This is a genomic window from Paracoccus litorisediminis (assembly GCF_009711205.1).
In the GTDB taxonomy this organism is placed as follows: domain Bacteria; phylum Pseudomonadota; class Alphaproteobacteria; order Rhodobacterales; family Rhodobacteraceae; genus Paracoccus; species Paracoccus litorisediminis.
The window spans coordinates 1-2,500 of the sequence record NZ_WMIG01000047.1; the positions used below are offsets into that span (position 1 = coordinate 1).

At 54.3% G+C, this 2,500-nt stretch carries 1 tRNA gene and 2 rRNA genes (1 of these 3 cut by a window edge); all 3 read right to left on the reverse strand.

Annotated features, from left to right (window positions below):
• Nucleotides 1–138: 138 nt before the first annotated feature.
• Nucleotides 139–215: transfer RNA gene (locus tag GL300_RS25835), tRNA-Met, on the reverse strand.
• 64 nt (nucleotides 216–279) lie between these two features.
• A 5S ribosomal RNA gene (rrf, locus tag GL300_RS25840) occupies nucleotides 280–394 on the reverse strand.
• 86 nt (nucleotides 395–480) lie between these two features.
• Nucleotides 481–2,500: ribosomal RNA gene (locus GL300_RS25845) — 23S ribosomal RNA — on the reverse strand (it continues 813 nt past the right edge of the window).

Genomic DNA, 2,500 nt, shown 5'->3' on the forward strand with positions numbered 1-2,500 from the left:
ATTTTCTGGCGGTGTGCCTGGTTGTTTCCGGGCTTTTGGGTTCAGGATTGGTAATTTGTGTGGGGTTTTCTGTCCAGCATTGGGGTTTTGGAGGGCTGGAATGCAGAAAGCCGCCCTTGGGCGGCTTGGTGTTTGGATTGGTTGCGGGGGCAGGATTTGAACCTGCGACCTTCAGGTTATGAGCCTGACGAGCTACCGGGCTGCTCTACCCCGCGCCATTTGCGCTGATCGGGAGATAGCGCTGGTTCATCGTTTCGAGAGATGATCGCTTCTTTTCAGGTCTGGCGGTGACCTACTCTCCCACGTCTTGAGACGCAGTACCATTGGCGCGACGGCACTTAACGGCCGAGTTCGGGATGGGATCGGGTGTTTTGCTCGTGCTAAAGCCACCAGACCAGAAAAGAAGCGATATCGGCGTTACCCCGTAGGGTTTCAGTTGTCCAAGGATGCTTTTGGAAGAAGGTCTGTCTTCTTCCGGATCAAATCAAGCCAATCGAGCCATTAGTACCGGTCAACTGAATGCATTACTGCACTTACATCTCCGGCCTATCGACGTGGTGGTCTTCCACGGCTCTCAAGGGATACCTTGTTTTGAGGGGGGCTTCACGCTTAGATGCCTTCAGCGTTTATCCTGTCCGTTCATAGCTACCCAGCACTGCCGTTGGCACGACAACTGGTCCACCAGTGGAACGTTCACCCCGGTCCTCTCGTACTAGGGGCAACTCCTCTCAAGTATCCTACACCCACGGCAGATAGGGACCGAACTGTCTCACGACGTTCTAAACCCAGCTCACGTACCTCTTTAAATGGCGAACAGCCATACCCTTGGGACCTGCTCCAGCCCCAGGATGAGATGAGCCGACATCGAGGTGCCAAACGATGCCGTCGATATGGACTCTTGGGCATCATCAGCCTGTTATCCCCAGCGTACCTTTTATCCGTTGAGCGATGGCCCTTCCACTCGGGACCACCGGATCACTATGGCCGACTTTCGTCTCTGCTCGACTTGTCAGTCTTGCAGTCAGGCTGGCTTCTGCCATTGCACTCAACGAGCGATTTCCGACCGCTCTGAGCCAACCTTCGCGCGCCTCCGTTACTCTTTGGGAGGCGACCGCCCCAGTCAAACTACCCACCACGCAGGGTCCCGGACCCGGATAACGGGCCGCGGTTAGACATCAAGAGTGCGAAGGGTGGTATCTCAAGGATGGCTCCACAGCAACTGGCGTCACTGCTTCAATGCCTACCACCTATCCTGCACATCACAATCCTGATGCCAGTGCGAAGCTATAGTAAAGGTGCATGGGGTCTTTCCGTCTAACCGCGGGAAGTCTGCATCTTCACAGACAATTCAATTTCGCTGAGTCCACATTTGAGACAGCGGGGAAGTCGTTACGCCATTCGTGCAGGTCGGAACTTACCCGACAAGGAATTTCGCTACCTTAGGACCGTTATAGTTACGGCCGCCGTTTACCGGGGCTTCAATTCAATGCTTGCACATCTCCTTTTAACCTTCCGGCACCGGGCAGGCGTCAGACCCTATACGTCGCCTTACGGCTTCGCAGAGCCCTGTGTTTTTAGTAAACAGTCGCCACCCCCTGGTTTGTGCCCCCCGCCCATACTTGCGTACAAACGGGGCCTCCTTCTCGCGAACTTACGGAGGTATTTTGCCGAGTTCCTTAAATGTGGTTCTCTCAAGCGCCTTGGTATTCTCTACCAGTCCACCTGTGTCGGTTTAGGGTACGGTCTCATGGAGGGCTATTTCCAGGAACCACTCAGCAGCCCGATCAATCCGTTAAGACCGAACTACCTCTGCGATCCGTCACCATCTCCTGGCCCAGGAATATTAACCTGGTTCCCATCGACTACGCCTTTCGGCCTCGCCTTAGGGGCCGGCTTACCCTGCTCAGATTAGCTTTAAGCAGGAACCCTTGGACTTTCGGCGACAGGGTCTCTCACCCTGTTTGTCGCTACTCATGTCAACATTCTCACTTCTGATCACTCCACCGGATGCCTTACAGCCCGGCTTCACAGTCAGAACATTGCCTCCAATGTATCCGAGGATACTAAGGAGGCAGCGTTCTATATCACAGAACGCTCCGCTACCACGTGCATAAATGCACATCCAAAGCTTCGGCTCGTGGCTTGAGCCCCGTTACATCTTCGCCGCAAGACCTCTTAATTAGACCAGTGAGCTGTTACGCTATCTTTAAAGGATGGCTGCTTCTAAGCCAACCTCCTGGTTGTTTTGGAAGTCTCACATGCTTTCCCACTTAGCCACGAATTGGGGGCCTTAGCTGTTGGTCAGGGTTGTTTCCCTCTCCACGACGGACGTTAGCACCCGCCGTGTGTCTCCCGGATAGTCCTTCTTGGTATTCGGAGTTTGCTTAGACTCAGTAAGGCTGTGGGCCCCCATCATCCATGCAGTGCTCTACCCCCAAGAGGATACGTCCGAGGCGCTACCTAAATAGCTTTCGCGGAGAACCAGCTATCTCCGAGTTTG